Genomic DNA, 6,838 nt, shown 5'->3' with positions numbered 1-6,838 from the left:
CGCGAAGGCATTGTGTCAGTCGATACATTTGGCGACTGACACAATGCCTTCGCGAGCAAGCCCGCTCCCACACAAGCCCACTCCCACAAAAGCTCGCTCCCACACAGGCTAACTCCCACACACAAGCTCACTGCGCAGTGGGCTTGGCGGTGTTCCTCAGGGCTTGGTGCGGGTTTCGTGCATCCGCGCCAACTGCCGCTCCAGCATCGATGGGTAAGGTTCCATCAGCCGTTCCACACAGCTTGCGCCTTCAGGGCTGGCTATCGGGCGGATGCGCGCGCGTTGGCGGATCAGCGTGTCTTCACTGATCTTGCGCTCCACCAGCAACAGGTTGCGGCTGTGCTGGGAAAGCGCCAGTGCATCCTGTGCGATCTCGGTCAGCAGCAGATCAATTTGGCTCATGCCAAACAGATCATCACCCACGGTTAAACCCAGCTGCAGTTGCAGCGTGATACCGCTGTCAGCCACTTCTATTTGCAGCGCGTGGCCCAACGCGCGCAGCAGTTCGCCGCAGCAAATGGCGTTGGTCAGGTAATCTTCGCCGCTGTCTTCGCTGTGGAACAGCATCAGCGTGCTGCCATCGTTCAGGGTGTGCAGTTCGCTCTGGTACAGCGAAGCGGCCTGGTCGAGGCAGTCGCGATAGCGTTCCAGCAACTCCGTCAGGCGCGCGCGGGGCAGGCGGCGCAGTTGGTCCTGAGCGCCCAGTTGCACCGCCAATACGGCGCTGTGCTGAGGCTCGGTGTTTTTTACCGGCGCAGGCTTGGGCGTGACGGCAGGGGTGGCGGTCGAGGTGTCGCGCAAGTCGGAGAACGGGTCTTCGTCGTCCACTTCGTCTTCTTCGGCCTTGATCGCCTGGCGTGTCGCAGGCTTGAGGCCCGCTACCGGTGTGCTTTCGTCAAAGCCCGGGTCACGCAGGTCGCGCACTTCAAACTCAGGTTCGTCGTCGTAATCGGTGTCGTCGTACTCAGGCTCAGGTTCAACCTCGGGCACCACCGGTTCCGGGGCGAAGCTTGCGTGCAGCTGGCGGGCGAGATCGCCGATTTCATCCTGACGGTCAGTGGCTGGCGTGTGTTCGTCTATGTCGCGCAGCCAGATGCGCAGTTGCATCAGCGGCGTCGAAATATGCCGGCCCAGGCGCAAGCTCAGCGCCAAGGCCAATGCCAACAGGATCGCGCTCAGAATACCCATGCTTTGCAGGCTGATGGTCATCGGCTGCTGGAATTGCTGCATGTCGAGGCTGATGCGCAGTTGCCCGGCCTTCACATCCTGAAAGGTAATGTTGCTCTGATACAGGCCTTCGGCTTCACCCAACAGGCCGTTTTTCGGGCGTTGCCCGGCTTCGGCCATGATCCGGTTGTCCACGCTGTAGATAGCGGCATGGGCCACCAGCGGGTTCTTGGTCAGGTTGTTGAGCAACACGTTGAGGCTGAGGATGTCGTTGGACACCAGCAACTCGGTCGCCGACGTGGCGGTTTGAGTCGTCAAGCTTTCGCCCAAGGCGTCGGCTTGCTCGTGCATGGCCTGTTTGAACTGCAAACCCATCACGCAGGCGTAGATCACCAGGGCCAGGGCGACCAGGATCACGTTATGGCTGGCGATGCGTAATGCGATCGGTACACGGCGGTGGCGCAGTGCCCGGAAGATCAGCAGGAAGAAGTTATCGGTTTTTACTGGCGTGGGCCGGTTCACTTGCGCTCGGCTCTTGGTCCGTGAAGTTGACGCGCAGTATAGCGACAGGCCTAGAACCGGCAAAGCGCTGGCTGTGCCCGATGGTCACTGAAAGTGGGTAGAATGCGGTTTTTTTCCAGCCTGGGGGTGCGTCTTGCGCGAAATTGTCCTGATAAACATCACCGGTGAAGACCGCCCGGGTCTCACCGCAGCCATTACCGGTGTTCTGGCCCAGGGTGGTGTGAACATTCTCGACATCGGCCAGGCGGTGATCCACGACACCCTGTCATTCGCACTGTTGGTTGAAATACCGAGCAGCGAGCAGGCGTCGTCGGTGCGCGAGGGCATCCTGTTTACGGCGCATAAGCTCGATCAGCACGTTCGTTTTACCCAAGTGTCTGAAGAGGACTACCAACACTGGGTGGCCAGTGAGGGCGAAAAACGCCACATCGTCACGCTGCTGACGCGCAAGGTTACCGCCGAACAATTGCAGCGCGTCAGCTCGATCACCGCGCAGTACGGTTTGAGTATCGAGCATATCGACCGTCTGTCGGGTCGCATGCCATTGGGTGCGCCGTCCGACAAGGGCAAGGGCTGCATCGAGTTCTCGGTGCGCGGCGAACCGGCTGATCCGCAGGCCCTGCGCGCCGAGTTCCTCAGCGTGGCGCAAGCGCTGAATGTGGACATTGCCTTCCAGGAAGACTCGCTGTTCCGGCGCAATCGTCGCCTGGCCGTGTTCGACATGGACTCCACGCTGATCGAGGCTGAAGTCATCGACGAACTGGCCAAAGCCGCCGGTGTGGGTGAGCAGGTCTCCGCGATTACCGAGCGCGCCATGGCGGGTGAGCTGGATTTTCGTGCGAGCTTCAAGGAGCGCCTGGCGCTGCTCAAGGGCCTGGATGTAAGTGTGCTGGACTCGATTGGCGCGTCGCTGCGCCTGACCGAGGGCGCTGAAACGCTGTTTGCCGAACTCAAGCGCCTCGGTTACAAAACCGCGATTCTGTCGGGTGGTTTCACCTATTTTGCCAAGCAATTACAGGTGAAGTTGGGTATCGACTATGTGTTCGCCAACGAGCTGGAAGTGGTGGATGGCAAGGTGACCGGCGTGGCGGTCGAGCCGATTGTCGACGCGCAGCGCAAGGCTGATCTGCTGAGAGAGTTGGCCCACAAGGAAGGTTTGCAGTTGGAGCAGACCATTGCGGTCGGCGACGGCGCGAATGATTTGCCGATGCTGGCGATTGCCGGGTTGGGTGTGGCGTTCCGCGCCAAGCCGCTGGTGCGGCAGTCGGCCAAACAGGCGATTTCGACGCTGGGGCTGGATGGGGTGTTGTATCTGCTGGGCTTGCGTGACCGCGAGGGTCAGTCGTAACCCGTTCTAACTTAAGAAATGCAATAAACAATGTGGGGGGCGGCCATCGTGGTTTAACGGGGCGCTTCTCAGATCAAAAGCAAAAGCACGGCGGCCTGAAAGCCGGCCTGAGTGGTTGAAGCAGATCAAGGGCCGGTTTTGCATACACAGCAGATCTGCTTTTTTTGCTTTCTGTGGGAGGGGGCTTGCTCCCGATAGCAGTTTTACAGTTGATACATGAATTGACTGACCCACCGTCATCGGGAGCAAGCCCCCTCCCACAGTTTGAATGCATTCTGCTTGGGGGATTGGGCCGGCTTCCGGGCCTTTCAAAAGTGACTCGCTGTAAGCGCGAAACCGATATAAGCCACAAACCAAATACCGGATAGACACTCAAAAACCCCCAGCCCACTCCCGCAGTTGAATTGCGTCAGGCTTTAGGTGCAGCGATACCCTGGCCCATCTGCACCGGCGTACCTGCCACCAGCGCTTGCGACCACGTAACCTGACCTGGCCCGAACAGCACAATCGCGGTCGAACCCAGCTTGAAGCGGCCCAATTCCGCGCCTTTTTCCAGGTGAATCGGCGCACGTGCAGCTTCGTCATAGCGGAAGGTTTTCAGCTCGCGCTTCGGCGGCGTCACCAAACCAGCCCATACGGTTTCAATCGACGCGACGATCATCGCACCCACCAACACCACCGCCATCGGGCCGCGTTCGGTGTCGAACAGGCAGACAACGCGCTCGTTACGTGCAAACAGCTCAGGCACGTTTTCGGCGGTGGTCTGGTTCACCGAAAAAATTCGGCCCGGTACGTAAACCATCTCACGCAGGGTTCCGGCCAGTGGCATGTGCACACGGTGATAGTCTTTGGGCGACAAGTAGATGGTGGCGAAATCGCCGCCCATGAACGGCGCAGCCACCGCAGCATCGCCGCCCAGCAGTTCCAGCACGCTGAAGCTGTGGCCTTTGGCCTGGAACACACGGCCATGCTCGATCGGGCCAAGCTGGCTGACCGCGCCATCGGCTGGGCTAAGTACCGCGCCCGGGGTTTGGTCCAGGGGGCGCGCGCCGTCTTTCAAGGCGCGGGTGAAGAAGGCGTTGAAGTGCTCGTAAGCGGTCACGTCTTCCACCAGGGCCTGGGACATGTCCACTTGGTAGCGCTTGGCGAACCACTGGGTGAAGGCGTTTTTGAACCAGCCTACGCGGCACTCGGCAATGCAGCCTGCCAGGCGCGACAGCAAGTGGTGCGGCAGCAAGTATTGGCTGAGGATAAACAACTGCTTTTTCATTAAGTGTCCTTAAATCTCAACGGGGGTGTCGGGGTGGTTGCCCCATTCGCCCCAGGAACCGGCATAACCTTTGACTCGCGGATAACCGAGCGCCTTGGCCACCAGGTAGGTGAAGCCAGAGCGGTGGTGAGTCTGGCAGTGAGTGATGATTTCTTTGTCTTTGGTCAGCCCGAGGCCTTCGAGGATCTGCGGCATGTCGCGGCGGATGCGCAGGCTGCGCGCCTTGTCCATGCCGGCGGTCCATTCAAGGTTGACCGCACCGGGGATGTGGCCGCCCTTGGCCGCGAGCACCTTTTCACCGGAATATTCCAGCGGGCCGCGTGCGTCCCAAATGCCCAGGTCGGCAGCGCCCAGTCGGCTTTGCAGGTATTCGCGGGTGGCTGTGGGGCCGTCGTGCAGCGTGAGGCTGACCGGGCCAGAGGCGCCAGCCGGTACTTCGCTGGACAGCGGGTGTTTTTCGTCGATCCACGCCAGCAGGCCGCCGTCGAGGTAGTGGTATTTCTGGTGGCCGATCACGTCGAGCAACCAGATAAAACGCCCGGCCCAGCCGCCGCCCTCGTCGTCGTACACCACGTAGGTGGCGTCGGGCGTGTGGCCCAGCTCGCCGAAGAGTTTTTCAAGATCAGCCTTGTTGGGCAGCAGGCCGGGTGCTGGCGGCTGGCCCAATTGGGTGCGCTTGGGGTCAACGAAATGCGCGCCGGGGATGTGCCCTTCGGCGTAGCGGGCAGTACTCGTGAGGTCCACCAGAATCAGGTGTTCGGCATCAAGGCGGCCGAGCAGGTCGCTGGGTTCGATCACCAGCGGCAAGCCAGAGAAGTCAGGCATGTGAGGTCTCCTGGGCACAAAGGTTGGCGATTAAAAGCGGCGATTGTAACGCAAGCATCAGGCGCTGCGGTTGGTAAAGCAGTGCAGGGCTTTTTCGATGCATTGGGCGGTTTTGCCGAAGGCTTGCACAGTGGTTTCCGAGAACGGCCCACCGCCCTGGTCGGCCACCATCAGCATCACCACGCGGCCGTTACAGCTCAACGAGCGCAGCAGCAGGTGTTCGCCGGTAAACAGGCGGCGCAGGGTTGGCGGCAACAGTGCCGCGAACTGTGCGTGGTTGTCGGGGTTCAAGCGCACTTGCGCGGGCTTTTCGAGTAAACGCTGCAACAGCGTGCTGTTGACCACGTCCAGGCTCAAGTTGGCGGCAGCCTTGGGCAAGCCATCCGCTTGATGCACACGCAAGGTGCTCAAGGCGCGGTCCGCCATGAACAGCAACACCCGCTGCATGCCACTGGCGACCAAGGCTTCTTTGGCGCACGTCGTCAGGTGCATCGCGTTGGCAAAGCGGCTCGGCTCCACCAGCAACTCGGTGCAGCGTTTGCGCCACACGGCGAGAGCTTCGGCAGTCGGCGGGGCTGCCGGCAACAGGCCGCGATGCACCTTCTGCACATGCCACGGCCAGATCAGCGACAACGCCGGGTGCCAAAGGTCAGGCATCAGCGTGGTGCGCGCGCTGGTCACCGCTTGCTGGTGAACCTGTTGCTGCACTTCACTCAACGGCTGTTGCAGGTACAGCGCGGTGAGGTATTGCCAGCGCTCGGTGTGCGGGCAGGTCCAGGATTCTTGCGCCGACATCGCCAGGCCGTTGGCCAGCAGCACGGTATTCGCCGGCTGGTTCAGCCAGCGGCGCAGGTTGGGTTCGGCGTCGAGCAACTGTTGGTGGCGTAGCGCGTCATCTTCACGGGCAATGTGCAGCGCCTTGACCAGCAAGCGCTGCTCGCTCAGCAGCAGGTTGTAGCCTTGGGAGACCCAAATTGGCAGGTGCCAGCTTTCGGTCAGGCCGATGCACAGGTCCAGCAGGCGCACGCCGAACAACTCCAGCTCGACCTTGCGCGCTGACTCGCTTTTATGGATGACCCGCAGTTCCCATTCTTCCAGGAGCTTGGGGTAGGCGACAGCCATCGGCCACAGCGGTGACAAAAACAGCAGGCTGCCCCAATGAATGTCTTGCCACAAACGCGCCAGGCGGCTGGCGAACAAACCGCTGGCTTGCTGGGAGGCGTGCTGGCTTATTAGCAGCAGCTGGCGCAAGGCCACGGGGATGTCTTTTTCCGGCACCGACGGCAGGCGCGCCAATAATTCCTCGGCGCGTTTGAGGCCAAGCCGGTTAAGCGCCACTTCGAGGTTTTCCGCAGGGTCTGCCAAGCTGCCGTGGGTGTGGCTGTTGGCCTCGCGCATCACGCTGAGCACCAGCGCCGGGCTGTTCTGCATCAGCTCGGCGATGTCGCGTAACGAGCTGCGGCTGTCGCGAATGGCTTTGCACACGCGCTCGTGGCTGGCTTGGGGAACGGGCAACAGCACGTCGTCCAGGCGCTTGATCCAAGCGGCGAGTGTGGTGGGTTTTGCAGTTGGGACTGTCGTTTCAATAGCCATGATTGGGGCGCGATCATCACTTGCGGTCAACACGCCCGTTATGGGCCGAACTGGCTTTTCGCCTTAACGGGCTATAGTCTGGCGCAGTTTTGCCGATAAGTAGAACAAGAGTT

The 6,838-nt window shown here is 60.9% G+C and carries 5 protein-coding genes; 1 reads left to right on the top strand and 4 read right to left on the bottom strand.

The window, feature by feature from the left end; all coding sequences use genetic code 11:
• Positions 1-156: 156 nt before the first annotated feature.
• Positions 157-1,689, bottom strand: coding sequence for an AhpA/YtjB family protein (locus ACOZK9_RS19420; RefSeq protein ID WP_058411357.1), 1,533 nt, complete (start codon positions 1,687-1,689; stop codon positions 157-159).
• Positions 1,690-1,822: 133 nt separating this feature from the next.
• Here ACOZK9_RS19420 and serB point away from each other — a divergent pair, with 133 nt between their 5' ends.
• A complete protein-coding gene (gene serB, locus ACOZK9_RS19415) occupies positions 1,823-3,037 on the top strand; it encodes a phosphoserine phosphatase SerB (RefSeq protein ID WP_421556364.1) in 1,215 nt (404 codons plus the stop codon).
• 409 nt (positions 3,038-3,446) lie between these two features.
• On the opposite strand, the gene asd is transcribed toward serB, so the two are convergent.
• Genes asd through ACOZK9_RS19400 form a run of 3 tightly spaced genes read right to left on the bottom strand, consistent with a single transcriptional unit; the run spans position 3,447 to position 6,725 of the window.
• Entirely contained in the window at positions 3,447-4,307 is an 861-nt protein-coding gene (asd, locus tag ACOZK9_RS19410) for an archaetidylserine decarboxylase (RefSeq protein ID WP_058411355.1), read from the bottom strand.
• A gap of 9 nt (positions 4,308-4,316) precedes the next feature.
• The gene (locus tag ACOZK9_RS19405; protein WP_421556363.1) at positions 4,317-5,132 is read right to left on the bottom strand and encodes a rhodanese-like domain-containing protein; all 816 of its coding nucleotides are present in this window, start codon (positions 5,130-5,132) and stop codon (positions 4,317-4,319) included.
• Positions 5,133-5,189: 57 nt separating this feature from the next.
• Positions 5,190-6,725, bottom strand: coding sequence for an HDOD domain-containing protein (locus ACOZK9_RS19400; RefSeq protein WP_421556362.1), 1,536 nt, complete (start codon positions 6,723-6,725; stop codon positions 5,190-5,192).
• Positions 6,726-6,838: the final 113 nt, after the last annotated feature.

Origin of the sequence: Pseudomonas kitaguniensis (assembly GCF_049199985.1) — a bacterium.
In the GTDB taxonomy this organism is placed as follows: Bacteria; Pseudomonadota; Gammaproteobacteria; order Pseudomonadales; family Pseudomonadaceae; genus Aquipseudomonas; species Aquipseudomonas kitaguniensis.
The sequence above is the reverse complement of the archived record's forward strand: the minus strand, read 5'-3'. Positions and strand labels throughout refer to the sequence as shown.

Excerpts from the sequence above, each read along its gene's own strand:
- asd (WP_058411355.1), bottom strand. The coding sequence starts at position 4,307 with ATGAAAAAGCAGTTGTTTATCCTCAGCCAATACTTGCTGCCGCACCAC.
- ACOZK9_RS19405 (WP_421556363.1), bottom strand. The coding sequence starts at position 5,132 with ATGCCTGACTTCTCTGGCTTGCCGCTGGTGATCGAACCCAGCGACCTG.
- ACOZK9_RS19400 (WP_421556362.1), bottom strand. The coding sequence starts at position 6,725 with ATGGCTATTGAAACGACAGTCCCAACTGCAAAACCCACCACACTCGCC.